Source organism: Streptomyces sp. NPDC058008 (genome assembly GCF_042886395.1).
Classification (GTDB): Bacteria; Actinomycetota; Actinomycetes; order Streptomycetales; family Streptomycetaceae; genus Streptomyces.
Genome location: NZ_JBHVQX010000010.1, coordinates 95,396 through 110,875 on the forward strand (window position 1 = coordinate 95,396; position 15,480 = coordinate 110,875).

At 74.3% G+C, this 15,480-nt stretch carries 12 protein-coding genes; 1 reads left to right on the top strand and 11 read right to left on the bottom strand.

The annotated features are described in order from the left end of the window. Positions 1 to 134: 134 nt before the first annotated feature. The 9 genes from ACFVS9_RS12635 to ACFVS9_RS12675 all read right to left on the bottom strand — a co-directional run bounded on the left by ACFVS9_RS12635 (position 135) and on the right by ACFVS9_RS12675 (position 11,302). On the bottom strand, positions 135 to 1,484 hold the full coding sequence (locus ACFVS9_RS12635) for an OFA family MFS transporter (RefSeq protein ID WP_383114604.1): 1,350 nt from the start codon (positions 1,482 to 1,484) through the stop codon (positions 135 to 137). Positions 1,485 to 1,615: 131 nt separating this feature from the next. Further along, on the bottom strand, positions 1,616 to 1,918 hold the full coding sequence (locus tag ACFVS9_RS12640; RefSeq protein WP_383114603.1) for a zf-TFIIB domain-containing protein: 303 nt from the start codon (positions 1,916 to 1,918) through the stop codon (positions 1,616 to 1,618). Positions 1,919 to 1,982: 64 nt separating this feature from the next. Then, a complete protein-coding gene (locus ACFVS9_RS12645; protein ID WP_383114602.1) occupies positions 1,983 to 2,945 on the bottom strand; it encodes a phosphotransferase family protein in 963 nt (320 codons plus the stop codon). Positions 2,946 to 3,647: 702 nt separating this feature from the next. Beyond that, the gene (locus tag ACFVS9_RS12650; RefSeq protein WP_383114601.1) at positions 3,648 to 3,854 is read right to left on the bottom strand and encodes a hypothetical protein; all 207 of its coding nucleotides are present in this window, start codon (positions 3,852 to 3,854) and stop codon (positions 3,648 to 3,650) included. 327 nt (positions 3,855 to 4,181) lie between these two features. Further along, complete coding sequence (locus ACFVS9_RS12655) at positions 4,182 to 5,483, bottom strand: alpha/beta fold hydrolase (protein ID WP_389931735.1); 1,302 nt, start codon at positions 5,481 to 5,483, stop codon at positions 4,182 to 4,184. A gap of 507 nt (positions 5,484 to 5,990) precedes the next feature. After that, positions 5,991 to 7,049 carry a hypothetical protein gene (locus tag ACFVS9_RS12660; RefSeq protein ID WP_383114624.1) on the bottom strand — a complete coding sequence of 353 codons (1,059 nt, stop codon included), beginning with the start codon at positions 7,047 to 7,049 and terminating at the stop codon, positions 5,991 to 5,993. A gap of 63 nt (positions 7,050 to 7,112) precedes the next feature. Next, the gene (locus ACFVS9_RS12665) at positions 7,113 to 8,699 is read right to left on the bottom strand and encodes an OPT/YSL family transporter (RefSeq protein ID WP_383114623.1); all 1,587 of its coding nucleotides are present in this window, start codon (positions 8,697 to 8,699) and stop codon (positions 7,113 to 7,115) included. Between the two features lie 214 nt (positions 8,700 to 8,913). Then, positions 8,914 to 9,729 (bottom strand): IclR family transcriptional regulator, encoded by an 816-nt coding sequence (locus ACFVS9_RS12670; protein WP_389931737.1) that lies wholly within the window; start codon positions 9,727 to 9,729, stop codon positions 8,914 to 8,916. A gap of 1,318 nt (positions 9,730 to 11,047) precedes the next feature. After that, the gene (locus ACFVS9_RS12675; protein ID WP_383114598.1) at positions 11,048 to 11,302 is read right to left on the bottom strand and encodes a hypothetical protein; all 255 of its coding nucleotides are present in this window, start codon (positions 11,300 to 11,302) and stop codon (positions 11,048 to 11,050) included. 205 nt (positions 11,303 to 11,507) lie between these two features. Here ACFVS9_RS12675 and ACFVS9_RS12680 point away from each other — a divergent pair, with 205 nt between their 5' ends. Then, positions 11,508 to 12,830, top strand: a complete 1,323-nt coding sequence (locus ACFVS9_RS12680; protein WP_389931738.1) for a protein kinase — start codon at positions 11,508 to 11,510, stop codon at positions 12,828 to 12,830. Position 12,831: 1 nt separating this feature from the next. On the opposite strand, the gene ACFVS9_RS12685 is transcribed toward ACFVS9_RS12680, so the two are convergent. Together ACFVS9_RS12685 and cobA are read right to left on the bottom strand one after the other, a co-directional pair. After that, complete coding sequence (locus ACFVS9_RS12685) at positions 12,832 to 13,656, bottom strand: TrmH family RNA methyltransferase (protein ID WP_383114596.1); 825 nt, start codon at positions 13,654 to 13,656, stop codon at positions 12,832 to 12,834. A gap of 78 nt (positions 13,657 to 13,734) precedes the next feature. Then, positions 13,735 to 15,024 carry a uroporphyrinogen-III C-methyltransferase gene (gene cobA / locus ACFVS9_RS12690; RefSeq protein WP_389931740.1) on the bottom strand — a complete coding sequence of 430 codons (1,290 nt, stop codon included), beginning with the start codon at positions 15,022 to 15,024 and terminating at the stop codon, positions 13,735 to 13,737. Positions 15,025 to 15,480 lie beyond the last annotated feature (456 nt).

The window sequence follows — 15,480 nt, forward strand, 5'->3', positions numbered from 1 at the left end:
TCTCGACGACCGGGGGTTTCGTCGTGGGTGGCGGGTCTCAGCCGGTGAAGAGCTGGGTGGCCTTGCGGGCGAGCTCGTACAGCCCGTAGGCGAAGGGGACGGCGACCCAGAGCCAGACGAACACCATGAGCGGCTTACGACTGCTGGTGGACACGGGGGCTCCCTTCCGGTGCCTCGTGGAAGCGTGCGTGGACGGGGCGGATGCACTCGTTGGCGACGAAGCCCACGATCAGCAGCCCGATCATGATCGTCAGGGAGGTCGTGTAGAGGCTCGGGCCGCTGTGTCCGGCGCGCTCCCCCGCGTCCGCGACCCGGTTGACGATCAGTGGGCCGAGCACTCCGGCCGTGGACCAGGCGGTCAGCAGACGGCCGTGGATGGCGCCCACCTGGTAGGTGCCGAAGAGGTCCCGGAGGTAGGCGGGCGCGGTCGCGAACCCTCCGCCGTAGAAGGAGAGGATCACGAGCGCGCAGCAGATGAAGAGGGGCTTGGAGCCGTTGCCCAGCTGGGCGATGATCACGTACATCAGCGCGCCGGCGCCGAGGTAGACGCGGTACATGTTCTTGCGGCCGATCAGGTCCGAGGTGGAGGACCACAGGAGTCGGCCGCCCATGTTGGCCAGGGAGAGCAGGGCGACGAAGCCCGCCGCGGCGGAGACCGAGACCGGGGTGGAGGTGTCCGCGAAGAAGTCCTGGATCATGGGCACGGCCTTCTCCAGGATGCCGATGCCCGCGGTGACGTTCATGCAGAGGACCACCCACAGGCACCAGAACTGCGGTGTGCGCAGGGCGTTGCGGGCGGAGACCTGGGCGCTGGTGACGAGCTTGCGGGTCTCCTGTTTCGGCTCCCAGCCGTCGGGGAGCCAGCCGTCCGGCGGCACCCGCACGAGGAGCACGCCCAGGGCCATGAAGGCGGCGTAGACGACGCCGTGGACGAGGAAGGCCGAGGCGATGCCGGAGCGGTCCGTACCGAAGCTCTCCAGCATCCCGGTGGACCAGGGCGAGGCGATGAGCGCGCCGCCTCCGAACCCCATGATGGCGATGCCGGTCGCCATCCCGGGGCGGTCGGGGAACCACTTGATGAGGGTGGACACCGGCGAGATGTAGCCGATGCCGAGCCCTATGCCGCCGATGAAGCCGTAGCCGAGGACGACCAGCCAGTACTGGCCGGTGGCGGCGCCGAGCGCGGCGACGAGGAAGCCCGACGAGAAGCAGACGAGGGAGACGAACATCGCCCAGCGGGGGCCGTTGCGTTCGACGAGCGTGCCGCCGAAGGCGGCGGAGAGGCCGAGCATGACGATGCCGAGCTGGAACGGAAGTGCACTGGCGGTGCCCGAGAGGTCGAGCGCGGATTCCAGCGGTGGCTTGAACACGCTCCAGGCGTAGGCCTGTCCGATGGAGAGGTGTACGGCGAGCGCGGCGGGTGGTACGAGCCAGCGGCTCCACCCCGGGGGCGCGACAGTTCGGGACCTGTCGAGGAAGTTCATGGACCCGCACTCTAGGCATCAGCCATGGCCATGACTAGATCATGAACGCAAGTGGGGCGCCCGTGTGCGGTGCGGGTCGGCGCCGCGGGACCCGGACCCGCCCCGCGGCGCCGCCCGCCCAGCGGGCGGGATCAGGAGCTGAACAGCATCCGGCCGAAGCTCTTCTGACGGTGGTGGCCGCCGTGGTGTCCGCCCTGGTGGGGCGCTCCCCAGGCGGGGGCGTGCGCGGCGGGGTAGGCCTGCGGGGCGGGCGGCGCGGCGGGGTAGGCCTGCGGGGGCGGGGCCTGCTGCGCCCACTGCGACTCCAGGCGGGTCAGGGACTCCAGCTCGCCGTAGTCGAGGAAGATCCCCCGGCAGCCGCTGCACTGCTCGATCTGGACACCGTTGCGGTTGTAGGTGTGCATCTGGGCATGACACTTGGGGCACTGGATCATCGGGTCGGCTCCTCAGGTCGTGGCGACATCGCCGGAGTGCGTGCCCGGCGGCGGTCGCCTCACCCTACGACGGGGATTCGGACGCCAACTCGGGCGGGAGGGAGGCAATTCGGGCGCATGCGTCGATCATCAACCGTTCCACCTCATCCGGACTGCGTTCCTCCGCAGCGGACTTGGCCAGGGCGACGGCCGCCGTCTGCACGGTGAGCGCCCGCGCCGCCACGTCGAGCTCGGGCCACGGGTCTCCCCCGGCCCGTACGGCCGGGCCGCCGGCCGCCCGGTAGGTGTCGAGGAAGCGGAGCCAGACGGCGGACGGCAGCAGCCCGGCCGCGTACCAGGCGGCGGGACGCGCCAGGTCCCAGGCGGGATCGCCCAGGCCCGCGTCGTCGATGTCGATCAGCAGCCAGGGGCCGTGCGGCGCGGGGTGCCGCACGAGCTGGCCGAGGTGCAGATCGCCGTGGCAGAGGAAGCCGTCCCGGTGCCGGGGCACCGGGCGCTCGGCGCGGGCCCAGCCGGGCAGCCCCTGCCAGGCGGCCAGCACGGATGCGGTGGCCTGCTCCCCCGGCCGGGCCGCGCACATCCGCGCGACGGCCCGGGCGGCCTTGACCGGGCCGCGCATCGGCGGGAGCGACAGCGGCGGCGGTGTGCGGTGCAGCCGGGCCAGGAGGGCGGCGGCCTCCTCCCAGGGCGCGGCGTCGGGGTCCGCGGGATCGACCGGCACACCGTACGGCCAGAGGCTCACGGTGCGGCCCTCGGCGCTGCCGGGCGGCCCGTCCTGGGCGGGGAGCGGCGGGAGCAGGATCCCGGACAGTGCGGGAGAGGCGGCCAGGGCGAGCCGGGCCGTCAGGGTGCCGGGGTCGGAGTCGGGGGCGTGGGCCTTGGCGACGACCCGTCCGCTGCGGACCACCGTGCCGTCGGGCCGGTCCGCGAGCACCTGGGCCGGGGGGCAGAGGCACGGGGCCGGTCCGGGGTGCGCGGTGTCGTGGGCGAGGCCGCCCAGCGCGCGTACGACAGGGGTGCTGGTCATCGGCTCGGCTCCCCGCGAAGGTGATCGGCCGGCCCGGCGGCCGGCCCCGGCGGTGATCGTACGCGGCCGGTCCCGGGCGGCGGCGGTGATCGTGAGCGGTCCGTCCCGGTGGCGGGGTGGACCTGTCTCCGCAGAGGGTGACCGTGCGCGGCCCGTCCCGGTGGCGGGGCGGGCCTGTCTCCGCAGACGGTGACCGTGCGCGGCCCGTCCCGGTGGCGGGGTGGGCCTGTCTCCCCCGACGGTGACCGTGCGCGGCCCGTCCCGGTGGCGGGGCGGGCCTGTCTCCCCCGACGGTGACCGTGCGGCCCGTACCGATGGCGAGGGCCGACGGTCACCGTGCGTGGTTGGTCCCGGCGGGGGCCGTGGCCGGCCGGTACGGGGCGGCGGTCGTCACCGGCCGGTCTTGGAGCTACGCCGGGCCCTGCACTCCCGTCCGGACGGGGGCCATGCCTTGCGGGTGGTCCGTGCGCGGCCGGTCCCCGTGGCGGGGGTGGGCCTGTCTGCGCCGACGGTCGTGCGCGGCCGGTCCCGGCGGCGGTCCTGCCACGGCCCCAGCCGCTCAGGAAAGGGTCCGGACAGCGCGATGTCCGGCCAGCTCCCCAGCTGGCCGGACAAACGCTGCCGCCCGCCGCACCCCCGTCCCCACGGGGCTGTTGGCCGGATGTCCCGGTCCGGACCGCTCTGCCGGACCCGGGGCGCCGCTCAGCGCCCCAGCATCACGCCCACGGACGACGCCTGTGTGACCACCGCTTCCCAGCCGCCGAACACGACGACCAGCAGGGCCGCCAGGGGAAGGACCATGGCCGTCGCCACCAGTGGGTGGCGCGTGCCGGACGGGCGTACGCCGAACGACGTGTACGCCTTGCGTCCTCGCGTGCGGATGACGCTCCGCGTGGCCGTGTCCGCCATGGTTCCTCTCCTGACCTGTTCCGGAGCGGCGGGCGTCTGGCCTCGGGGGACGAGTTCCACGCCCGCCGCTTGACTCCAAGATTACGGAGACGGAACCCGTCCGGCGTCATGCCCGCGTACCGAATGCCGGGCCTCCCGGAGGATGAGCCGGCCACCTCCCGTGTACTCCCCTGGGTGGAGAAACAGCGGTGGTCACCGCGCCCGGCACCTAGGGGGCGGCCACAGGGGCGCGCGTGAGCGGCGTACGCCCGCCCCTCCGCACCGGCGGTGCGCGAAGAGGCCGCCGCCTCCCCTCACCCTCGGGATGGCGGCGGCCTCTTCGCCCGGTCAGTCCTTCCCGTTCGCCATGGCGAGGAGGCGGTCGAAGACGGCCGCGTCGGCGCGGACACCGTCGTGGGCGTGGTCGGGGGTGACCCAGGTGCGGAGTCCGCGGACGGCTCCGGCGGTGGCGAGGGCCTGTTCGCGGTCGACGTACATGTCGTCGTGGTAGACGGCGGCCACCACGGGCACCTCGTTGTCGGCCAGCCGGGCGAGGTCGTAGAGGGAGGGCCAGTCGGTGCGTGCGGCGAGGACTTCGGCGGCGCCCCGCAACGGGACGAGCGACGGGTCCTCGTCGAACTGCCAGGGGTAGACCATCTCGCCCGTGAAGCGGACGGGGCTGCCGGGTGCCGGATCGAAGGCCGGGAACTCCTCCCGGACCCGGTGCGCGGACCAGGCGGTGGCGCGGGAGCCCTGGGCGTAGATCGGTTCGTGGAGCGCGGCGTAGAGCGGGCGTTCGGCGAAGGACACCGCGGCGTCCACGCCCCGCAGGAAGGTGTCGGTGAGCTCGGGGCCCCGGGCGCCGTCGGTGAACGCCGTCTCCAGGAGGTAGTGGAGCGAGTCGAACTTCGCCGAGGTGCCGAAGGTGATGCCGAGCGTCTGGAAACGGCGCACGGTGAGCCGTTCCCCGGTCGGCATGCGCACGTCGTGCGCCTCCAGGTGCGCGGCCACGGTGTCGGCGAGCCGCTGGTCGCCCGGGTAGCGCGCGAAGTAGCGCTCGTTGTGGGCGAGGGTGCGCGCGTAGGCCGCCCGGTACACGTCGTCGGCGTGGCCGGTCAGTGTCGGCAGACCCCCGGTGATGTAGGCCTGGGCCAGTCCCTCGGGGGCCAGGCTGAGGTAGGTGAGGGTGGCGAAGCCGCCGAAGCTCTGCCCGAGCACGCTCCAGGGCCGTTCGTCCTGGAGGTGGCTGCGCAGCAGTTCGGCGTCCCGGACGATCGAGTCGGCCCGGAAGAGGCCGAGGTGGCGGGCGGCGGCCTGGTGGTCCGTGCCGAACCGGGCGAGGGTGAGCCGGTCGGCGGGCGTGGAGCGTCCGGTACCGCGCTGGTCCATCAGGACGACGCGGTGGCCGACGAGGGCGCGCCGGAGCCAGGCACCCGCCGCGTTCGGCCGCTCGGCCCGGCCGCCGGGGCCGCCCTGCAACCAGAGGAGCCGGGGCAGGTTCTCGTGTTCCCGGCCCTCGGCCACGACTTCGCGGGCGAACAGGCTGATGGCAGGGGACGCGGGGTCCTGGTGGTCGAGCGGCACGTCGAGGGTGTGGTCCGTGCAGACCAGGCCGCCGTGGCGGTAGGAGACGGGCGGTGGCGTCGGCATGGGCGCTCCTTGTCACGGGGAGGGGCGGGTGAGGACGGGCCCGGGTTCGGGGCGGGCCCGGGTTCGGGGCGGGCCCGGGGTCGGGGCGGGCCCGGGGTCGGGGCGGGCCCGGGGTCGGGGCGGGCCCGGGGTCGGGACCGTCGGCGGAGTCGGCCGGGGGCGGGCCCCGCCGGCCAGAGGCACCGGCCCGGTGCGGCCCGGCTGGGCAGGCCCGGTCGGGTCGGGTGCGGACCCGCCGGGGTGCGGACCGTCGGCGGGGTGCGCCCTGCCTGGGCAGGGGCGTTCGGCGGAGTGCGCGCCCGGCCCGGGTGAGGGCGTTCAGGACGCAATGCGCGCCCCGCCCGGGCAGGGGCGTTCACGACGGAGCGCGCACCCAGCCCCGGGCCAGGGCCTTCGGCCGGGTGCGTGCTCCGTCGGGAACGGTGCGTGCTCCGTCGAGGACGGTACGCGTACGTGGAGGTGCGGCCGCGGGCAGGCCGGGATGCCGGTCGCCCGCGCCCGCGTCGGTCAGTAGCCGGCGACGCCGAGCTCGCGGCAGATCTCCACGAGTTCGGGGTGCACGTAGCGGCCGTTCTCCTCGATGGCGACCCCGTCCAGGTAGATGGACGGGCCGAGCACGCTGCCGTCGGTGTGCGCGGCGGCGACCCAGGGTTCGCCTCCGATCCAGGCGCCCTTGGTGCCGATGCCCAGCTCGACGCAGCCGAAGACGCGCTCGTCCTCCACGATGCGGCCGGTCGGGGCGAGCACCCCGGGGTTGAAGCCGAGGGACCAGTGCGCCACGCGGAACATGTTCGGGTCGTCGAAGGACTCCATCCACCGGCGGAAGGTGTCGGCGTCGGCGCCGCCCTCGATCCTGGTGACGACACCCTTCTCGACGGTGCAGCGGACCGGGGAACGCAGCAGCCCGATCTCGTCCGGCGGCCACAGGGCGCCGTCGAAGACGAGGACGCCGTCCTGGGTCTCCTCCAGGGGGTTCCAGGAGATCTGGCCGGACAGCATGACCGTCTCACCGGGCTTCTCGGCGGGCTTGCCGCGCAGGTTGATCGGCCGGTCGCCGTTGCGCCCGACGAGGTCGGTGCCGTTGGCGGAGGTGATGCGCACCTCGTCGGCGGCCTCCAGCAGTGCGACCAGTGCCTTGCCGAGGCGGATGACTCCCTGGAAGTCGGGTCGGCCGACGGTGGCGACCAGCATCTGGACGTCCATGGCGGTGAGGTTCGTGTAGCGGCAGCCGTTCGCCATGGCGGCGCGGAAGGCGTCGGAGTGCATGACGTAGGAGACGGCGAACTCGATCCACACGTCCGCGTCGGATATCGCGCCGGCCACGGGGCGGGGAGGTTCCATGGAAGCGCCGGGCATCGTCTCGTACCAGACGATGACGGGGTGGGCTCCCGCCGCCGCGACCGCCTGCGCGGTGGCCTCGACCACCCGGCGGTCGCTGCTGGTGTCACCGGTGAGGACGACGTGCTCGCCGCGCTTGACGAGCATGACCTCCTCGACGAGCTTGCGGGCGGCCAGGGCCAGTTCGAAGCTGAGGTACTCGGGACGCGGTTCGAGCCTGCTGTACATGTCCACGGTGGGGTTCTCCTTGCCTTGCGGGTGGTGCGGGGTGGTGCGGGTGGTGGCTTGGGGTCAGGTCTTGAGGATCTGGGCGGAGTCTCCGAGCGAGCTGCCCGCGATCACACCGGCGCCGATCAGGTTGAGTTCCTCGTCGGCGGAGGGGCCGCGCAGCCTGCGGTAGACGACGCGGACCGCCAGGGCGCCGAGGACCAGCCAGCAGGCCTGCGGGGTGAGGATGAGCAGGCCGGTGGCGAGCATGACGCCCATCTGGCGCCGGGTGCCGCCGATCAGCTGGATGGCCGCGCCGGGGATGGCCCAGAGCAGCATGGTGCGCACCGCGTCGGGGTCGCTGAGGCCGCTCTTGATCGTGTCGGCGTACACCTTCGCGACGGGAGGGATGAGGCCCTGGCCGAAGTAGGAGCGCCAGGCGACGGCGACGACGAGGAGGGCGACGCCGAAGCCGATGAGGGCGGCGAGGAACTGCTGGCGGCGGCCCTCGCGCTCGTACGGGTCCCAGGGGCGGTGGTCGCGGCGCAGCAGCCAGCCGGCCTTGAGGTCGTAGCCCATGTCGGCGAAGGCGGGGCCGGTGGCGGAGACGTATCCGATGAGGAGGGCCAGCGGGACGGAGGGGATGCCCATGGCGAGCCCGAGGATGAGGAAGATCAGGGTGACCGCGAAGGACGGGAACCAGCCGGACTGCATGGCGGCGAGACCGACGATCAGCTCGTGGACCAGCGCCGCGAAGGCGGCGAAGAGGACCCAGCCGACGATCCCGAGCGGACTCATGTCCCCGATCAGGCCGCCGAGGACCGCGAGGACGACGGCGCCCGCGGTGAACAGCGCGTAGCCGCGGATCAGTGCGAGCCGCAGGGCACGCTCGTCGACGGTGTACTCCACGGTCGGGTCGGCCACGGCCACGGTGCTCGCGGACTCGGCGGCGGCCTTCTCCTTGTCCTTCTGCGTCCGGCGGGCACGGCGGCCCACCAGCATGTGGACGGCCTGTCCCAGGGCGACGACGCCCGCGCCGACCATGACGCCGTGCGGGATGAACCCGGCTCCGAGGTCGGTGTCGAAGAGGCTGGGGCTGTACTGGCGCAGCATCAGGCCGATACCGAACATCATCAGAGCCCAGACGTTGCCCAGGAAGGCCACGCCCGCGGCGGACAGCGGCAGGCTGAGGAGCGTCCCGGCGAGCCCGACGGCGGTGCCGCCGGCCAGGATCAGTGCCCGGCGGCCTCCCCGGTCGCCGGCCTTGATGGTCTCGGCGGCGGCCGTTCCGGGCGGCCAGGCCGCGTCGGCGGGCAGCAGCCGGGACCCGAAGGCCCGGTAGAGGACCCAGGCGTCCACGAGCAGGCCGATGAACGATCCGGCGAGCATCGGCCAGACCAGGTCCTGGCGTCCGAAGACGTACGGGATGGCCACGGACGTCAGCAGCGCGTTCGCCGACGCGAAGGTCGCGGCGGAGATGGCGCTCTGGGCGAGGTTCTGGCGGTGCACGGACCGCATCCGGCGCAGGAAGCCGAGCGGGATGCGGCCGATCAGCATGGCGACGAGCGCGCCCACGACCGAGGTGTTGGCGGAGATGCCCAGTTTGGAGACGAGGTCGATACCGATGACGGCACCGACGGCGGCGAGGAGCACCAGGATGACCAGCAGCACGGGTTCGAAGACCCGGGGATGGGACCCGTTGTCGTCGGGCTGGGATCCGGACGGCGGCGGTACGCGGTGCGGGGCGGAGGCTTGGTGCGCCACTGGGCACCCCCTTCGGTGAGCAGGACTGGGGAGAGGCTGTCCCCTGGCGGTGCGCGGGCAGGGCGGGGCGCACCGTCGGCGCGCGGCGCCGCGGGATCGAGCGGTATGCGGTGGGGCCGGTTCAGCCGCCGAGCGCCGCGGAGATCTCCGCGGCCCCGGCGCGCACCAGCGGTACGAGTGTGTCGACGGCCCGGTCCACACGGTGGGAGGGGCCGATCACGGTGAGGGAGGCCGCGACGGCACCGCCCTGGAGGACGGGGGCGGACACGGCGGTGACGGCCTCGTCGTACTCGCCGTAACTGACGCAGTACCCCTCGGTGCGGACCTGGGCGTAGCAGGTGAGCAGCGCGTCCAGGTCGGTGATGGTGCGGTCGTTGAACCGGGCGAGACCCGTGGGGCCGAACATCTGCCGGATCTCGCGTTCGGGGTGGTACGCGAAGACGGTGTGGCCGGACGCTCCCGCGTGGCCGGGCATGACCGCCCCGATGATGGCGGTGTAGCGGACGGGTCCGGTTCCGTCGACCGCGGCGGCGCAGCGGTAGCTGGAGCCGTGCGGAACGTTCAGCACGATGCTCTCGCCCGTCTCGCGCAGCAGCCGCGCGAGTATCGGGCGGGCGAGCGAGGGCAGCACACCGCTGTGTTCGCCGACCCGTGCGAGCCGCGAGAGGGCGGGACCGGGGCGGTAGCGGCGGCTGATGTCGTCGCAGATCAGGAACCCGCGGGCGGTCAGGGTGGTGAGCAGCCGCTGAACGACCGCCTTGTCCCAGCCGTGGTGGCGCGAGAGTTCGCTGACGCCCCACTCCGGACGCTGCTCGGTGAAGGTGAGCAGGACGGCCAGGGCCCGGTCCACGGTCTGTAGGACGCCGGGCGCCTGGGGCGCGGCTTCGACCGTGGGCGCGGCTTCGACCGTGGTGGTGTCAGCGCCGTGGTCCGCCATGGGCCGGCCTCCTTCGTTCCGTGCTGGTGGTTCGTGCCCCGACGGGTGCCGTCGGCTGTCGCCGACCGGGATATCGGTGCGGAAATCGCAACGCCGTTGCGTTTTCTGGCGAAAGAATGCGGGTGCGTCGACCAGGTGTCAAGGGTGTGCCGGAGATTCGTCCCCACGGCGTGTGCCGGTCCCGGGCCGGCCTCGGGCGCGATGGGATCGGGCGGTCCTTGAGCGGGGCGCGGCCGGGCGCGGGCCGGGATGTCCTTGAGCGGGGCGACGGTCGGGCGCGGCGCGGGCCGACAGGGAACGGGTCGGCAAGGCACGGCCCGGGACGTCCTTGACTGGGGCAACGGTCGGGCGCGGGCCGGCAGGGCGCGGGCCGGGCGCGTAGCGGCAGGGCAGGGCAGGGGCGCGGTCGGGCGGATAACGGCGGAGCACGGTCGGGCGCGTAGCGGCAGGGCGCGGCCCGGCGCCCACCGGCAGGGCAGGGGCACGCTCGGGTGCGTACCGGCCGGGCACGCTCGGGTGCGTACCGGCCGGTCGCGGCTTGGCAAGGCGCCGGGAGGGCGCGCCAGGGGCGCGGGCAGCGCGGGGCCGGCCGGCAGCCCGGGTACGGGGCCCGAGTACGGGCGACCAAGGGCAGCGGGGCCGCGACCCGGCACGCGGCCGGGGTACGGACGAACCGAAGGCAGGCCGGGCGCCGCGCACGCGGCGGGCTCGGCAGGCGCGCGGGCGGCAACGGGGCGTTCAAGGCGTTCCCGTCGACGTGCACGCGGGCTCGGCAGGCGCACGAGCTGGAGCCTGCGGGCAGGGACTGCGGGCCGGGATACCGGCCGGGCCGGATGCGGGGCCGGAGGCCTGGGCCGGGCACGGGCCTCGCAGCCTGCCCGCACGAGCTGGAGCCTGCGGGCAGGGACTGCGGGGCCGGGATACCGGCCGGGCCGGATGCGGGGCCGGAGGCCTGGGCCGGGCACGGGCCTCGCGGCCTGCGCAGGGCACGGGCCGGGCAGCCTGGGCCGGATCGGAGGCGGCCTCGTCGGGGAATCGGCGGCGTGGGTGCACGTCGGGGGCCGGGCCTGCGGGGCCGTGTCCCGGGATCCGCGTGACGGGGGCCGTCGCAGTGGCGCGACAACCCCCGTCACGCGAAGCCTTCCGGTGCGGCGGAGGCGTCCCGCCCGGTCGCGCGACGGAGGTCCTCGTGGGACGGGCGCGGCCCCCGGTCCACCGGCCGTGGTGGTCCGGGGGCTGCGGATCGCTACCGAGAGGATCACCCCGCCGGGCCGGTGCGGGTGTCCGTGCCCGGCCCGGCGGGCACCGGAGCGCGTGTCTAGGAGGCGGCGCCCGTGACGGGGCGTTCGGAGGCGTCCTCCCGGGGGACCGGCTGTTCGACCAGGGCGAGCACCCTGGTCGCCATGAAGCGGGCGGTACGGACAACTGATCCACTTCGGGTGACTTCACTCACTTCCACCACCCCCCGGCGGACCGCTGTCTCCACCCGGCGGCCTGCCCTGGAGGCCACCACTTCGTACGTCCTGGTCGTGTCACCGGCGTCCACGACTATTTCCACACGATCGCCCTTCATTGATCCAATCCCCCTTCTGCGACGGTCCTTTGAGATCTCGCACGGGCCACGGGGCCTGGATCTCCGGCTCCCTGACCACTCTTCAATTCTCCCACCGGGCACTGACAATCGGTGGGGCGGCGAGGGCGCGGCCTCTGAGCGCGCCGCGCCAGGGATACGTAAGCTGTGCCTCGTCAGGCGGACCGGCAGCGGGGATGGGCAGACGATGGCGATGATGCGGCTCCGGCGCGAGGACCCGCGTGTCGTCGGCTCGTTCAGGCTGCACCGGCGGCTCGGCGCGGGTGGCATGGGTGTCGTCTATCTGGGCTCCGACCGGCGGGGCCAGCGGGTGGCGCTGAAGGTGATCCGCCCGGATCTGGCGGAGGACCAGGAGTTCCGTTCGCGCTTCGCGCGCGAGGTGTCCGCCGCCCGGAGGATCCGGGGCGGGTGTACGGCCCGCCTGGTGGCGGCCGACCTGGAGGCGGACCGCCCGTGGTTCGCGACGCAGTACGTGCCCGGCCCCTCGCTCCACGACAAGGTCGCCGAGGAGGGTCCTCTGCCGGCCGCCGAGGTGGCGTCGATCGGGGCCGCGCTCTCGGAGGGCCTGGTGGCGGTGCACGAGGCGGGTGTCGTCCATCGCGACCTCAAGCCGTCGAACATCCTCCTCTCCCCCAAGGGCCCCCGGATCATCGACTTCGGCATCGCGTGGTCCACCGGGGCCAGCACCCTCACCCATGTCGGTACGGCTGTCGGCTCGCCCGGCTTCCTCGCGCCCGAGCAGGTGCGCGGAGCGGCTGTGACGCCCGCGACGGACGTCTTCTCGCTGGGCGCCACGCTGGCCTACGCGGCGACGGCCGACTCGCCCTTCGGGCACGGCAGTTCCGAGGTGATGCTCTACCGCGTGGTGCACGAGGAACCGCACCTGTACGACGTGCACGACGCGCTCGCCCCACTCGTACGGGCGTGTCTGGCCAAGGACCCCGAGGACCGGCCGAGCACGCTCCAGCTCTCGATGCGGCTCAAGGAGATCGCCGCGCGTGAGGCCCAGGGCCTCCAGGAGCGCCGGCCGCCCGCCCAGCGGAGCGCGCAGGAGCTGGACCGGCCGACCGGCCGGCTGGAGGGCCCGTACACCGAGCAGCCGACGCGGCGCACGGCCGGAGGGCCCGCGCAGGCGTCGCGCCCGGGGCGGCGCCCGGCCTCCTCACGCCCGGCGCCCCCGCGCACCGGTGGTTCGCAGTCCCGGGCGCCGCGCAACGGGTCCCGGCCCGGACGGCAGGACCACGCTCCGAAGGGAACGAACGGCAGGCAGGCCTCACGGGCGGGTGTCCGGACGACCTCGGCCGGGAAGGGCGGCAAGAGGCGGCCCGCCAATCCGCGGCTGCTGCGGCAGAGGCTCGTCGTCTTCGTCGTGGTGACGCTGCTGGTCGCGCTGGGGATCGCCGCCGCCCAGGGCTGCCAGGGCCCGGCGCGCGGGGCGGAGCACACACCGTCACGGACGTACGACGGGGATGCGGTCCACCCGGTGTCGCGGGCGGACGCACCCTCGTAGGTCAGGAGGCCGCTGCGCGGGTCGCGTAGAAGGCGACGGCGGAGGCCGCGGCGACGTTGAGCGAGTCGACCCCGGCGTCCATCGGGATCCGTACGTGGGCGTCGGCGGCGGCGAGCGCTCCGGGCGTGAGGCCGTCGCCCTCCGTGCCGAAGACCAGCGCGAGCTTCTCGTGCCGCCGTGCCACGAGTTCGTCCAGCGTGATCGACGTGTCACTGAGGCAGAGCGCCGCGGTGGTGAAACCGGCCTCACGCAGCAGGGCGATGTCCTGGGGCCAGGACGTCAGACGCGTCCACGGGACGTGGAAGACGGATCCCATCGAGACCTTCACGGCACGCCGGTAGAGCGGGTCGGCGCAGCGCGGGGTGAGCAGGACGGCGTCGACGCCCAGTGCGGCCGCGTTGCGGAAGGCCGCTCCGAGGTTGGCGTGGTCGACGATGTCCTCGAACACGGCGACCCGCCGTACGTCGCCCTCCTCGGGGGACAGCAGTGCGCCGACGCCGGGGAGCGGCTTGCGCTGCATGGAGGCGAGGGCACCGCGGTGGACGTGGTACCCGGTGACCCGCTCGGCGAGGGCGGGGGTGACCGCGTAGACCGGTGCCGTGGCCTCGTCGATCACATCGCGCATGACGTCGGTCCACTTGGCGGAGAGCATCATCGACCGCATCGCGTACCCGGCGTTCGCCGCGCGCCGGATCACCTTCTCGCCCTCGGCGATGAAGAGTCCCTCGGCGGGTTCCCGCCTGCGCCGCAGCTCGACGTCGGTCAGGCCGGTGTAGTCGCCCAGACGCGGGTCGTCGGGGTCGTCGACGGTGATGAGTTCAGCCACGGGGTTGCCACTGCCTTGTCGGGATCGTGTGGGGTGAGGGAGGGGGGTGCCGCCCGGCCGGGCCGGGAGGTCCGCCGCTCAGTCCTCGGTGCCGACGGGCCGGTCCGTGCCGACGGGCCGGTCCGTGCCGACGGGCCGGTCCGTGCCGACGGCGACGACGTCGCCGATGACGATGACGGCCGGGGGGCGGACCTCTTCCGCGACGGCCCTCTCACCGACGTCGGCGAGGGTCGCGTCGACCCTGCGCTGGGCTGCCGTGGTGCCCTCCTGGACCAGGGCCACCGGGGTGTCGGGGGACTTCCCGTGGGCGATGAGGGCCTGTGAGATGGGGCCGATCTTGTCGACGGCCATCAGGAGGACCAGGGTGCCGCGCAGTCGCGCGAGGGCCTTCCAGTCGACGAGGGAGCGCGGATCGTCCGGCGCCACATGGCCGCTGACCACGGTGAACTCGTGCGCCACACCCCGGTGGGTGACCGGGATCCCGGCCGCGCCCGGTACGGAGATCGAGCTGGAGATCCCCGGGACGACCGTGCAGGCGATGCCCTCGGCGGCCAGCGCCTGCGCCTCCTCCATGCCCCGCCCGAAGACGAACGGGTCGCCGCCCTTGAGGCGGACCACGGATCTGCCGGCCTTGGCGTGGTCGATCAGCGCCTGGTTGATCGCCTCCTGCGCCATGTACCGGCCGTACGGGATCTTCGCGGCGTCGATCACCTCGACGTGCGGCGGGAGTTCGTCGAGGAGATCGCGCGGGCCGAGCCGGTCGGCGATGACGACGTCGGCCTCGGCGAGGAGGCGCCGGCCCCGGACCGTGATCAGGTCGGGGTCGCCGGGGCCGCCGCCCACCAGCGCGACGCCGGGAGCCCGGGTGCGGTGGTGCGGGGCGGCGAGGGTGCCGTCGCGCAGCCCCTCGACGATCGCGTCGCGGACCGCAGCGGAGTGGCGCGGGTCGCGCCCCTGCGAGGTGGTGGTGAGGACGGCGACCGTGATGCCCTCGCTGCGGCCGGTGGCGGGGGTCCAGGCGGTGGCCGCCTCCGCGTCGTCGCTCCGGACGCACCAGGTGCGGGTGCGCTCGGCCTCGGCGGACGCGGCGTCGTTGGCCTCGGCGTCCGACGACGCGACGAGGGCGTACCAGGTGTCGGTGAGGTCGCCGTCCTGGTACCTGCGCCGCTCCCAGCGGATCTCACCGGTGTCGGCCATCGCCTCGACCGACGGGGTCGCGGACGGGGAGACCAGGGTGATGTCGGCCCCTGCCGCGATGAGGGCGGGCAGCCGGCGCTGCGCGACCTGGCCGCCGCCGACGACGACGACGCGGCGCCCGTTCAGGCGCAGTCCGACGGGGTAGGCAGGGTGATCGTCATGCTCGGCCATGGTCGTGCGGGCTCCTCGTGCAGGGTGCGGTGTGCTGCGGGCCGCTGCGGCGGTGGAGCGGCGGTGACGTGGGCGGGGTGGGGCGGTAGCGCGTGGGACCACGATACGGGGTGGCGGGGGCGGGTACCGGGGCGGTACGAAGGGGCCGCGGGCCGCCCACCTGGGCTCCGTGGCACCCCTGGTCCGGGATCCGTGGCACCCCTGGTCCGGGATCCGTGGCACCCCTGGTCCGGGATCCGTGGCACCCCTGGTCGGGGACCCGTGGCACGCCCGGAACGGGCTGCGACGCCGCACCCCGGACCCGGCCCGTGACACACCCCGGACCGGGTGCGTGACGCACCGCGGAACGGGCTTCGTCCGGGCCGTGGCGACAGGCCTCCGTCCGGCCCCGGTGGCGGGCCGGACCCCCGCGCGGCCGGTCCCGGTGACCGCGGGCCGGTCCGCACCCCGCGCAGA

Coding starts and splice junctions, on each gene's coding strand:
- ACFVS9_RS12675 (WP_383114598.1), bottom strand. CDS start 11,302: ATGAAGGGCGATCGTGTGGAAATAGTCGTGGACGCCGGTGACACGACC.
- ACFVS9_RS12680 (WP_389931738.1), top strand. CDS start 11,508: ATGGCGATGATGCGGCTCCGGCGCGAGGACCCGCGTGTCGTCGGCTCG.
- ACFVS9_RS12635 (WP_383114604.1), bottom strand. CDS start 1,484: ATGAACTTCCTCGACAGGTCCCGAACTGTCGCGCCCCCGGGGTGGAGC.
- ACFVS9_RS12645 (WP_383114602.1), bottom strand. CDS start 2,945: ATGACCAGCACCCCTGTCGTACGCGCGCTGGGCGGCCTCGCCCACGAC.
- ACFVS9_RS12655 (WP_389931735.1), bottom strand. CDS start 5,483: ATGCCGACGCCACCGCCCGTCTCCTACCGCCACGGCGGCCTGGTCTGC.
- ACFVS9_RS12660 (WP_383114624.1), bottom strand. CDS start 7,049: ATGTACAGCAGGCTCGAACCGCGTCCCGAGTACCTCAGCTTCGAACTG.
- ACFVS9_RS12670 (WP_389931737.1), bottom strand. CDS start 9,729: ATGGCGGACCACGGCGCTGACACCACCACGGTCGAAGCCGCGCCCACG.
- ACFVS9_RS12640 (WP_383114603.1), bottom strand. CDS start 1,918: ATGATCCAGTGCCCCAAGTGTCATGCCCAGATGCACACCTACAACCGC.
- ACFVS9_RS12650 (WP_383114601.1), bottom strand. CDS start 3,854: ATGGCGGACACGGCCACGCGGAGCGTCATCCGCACGCGAGGACGCAAG.
- cobA (WP_389931740.1), bottom strand. CDS start 15,024: ATGGCCGAGCATGACGATCACCCTGCCTACCCCGTCGGACTGCGCCTG.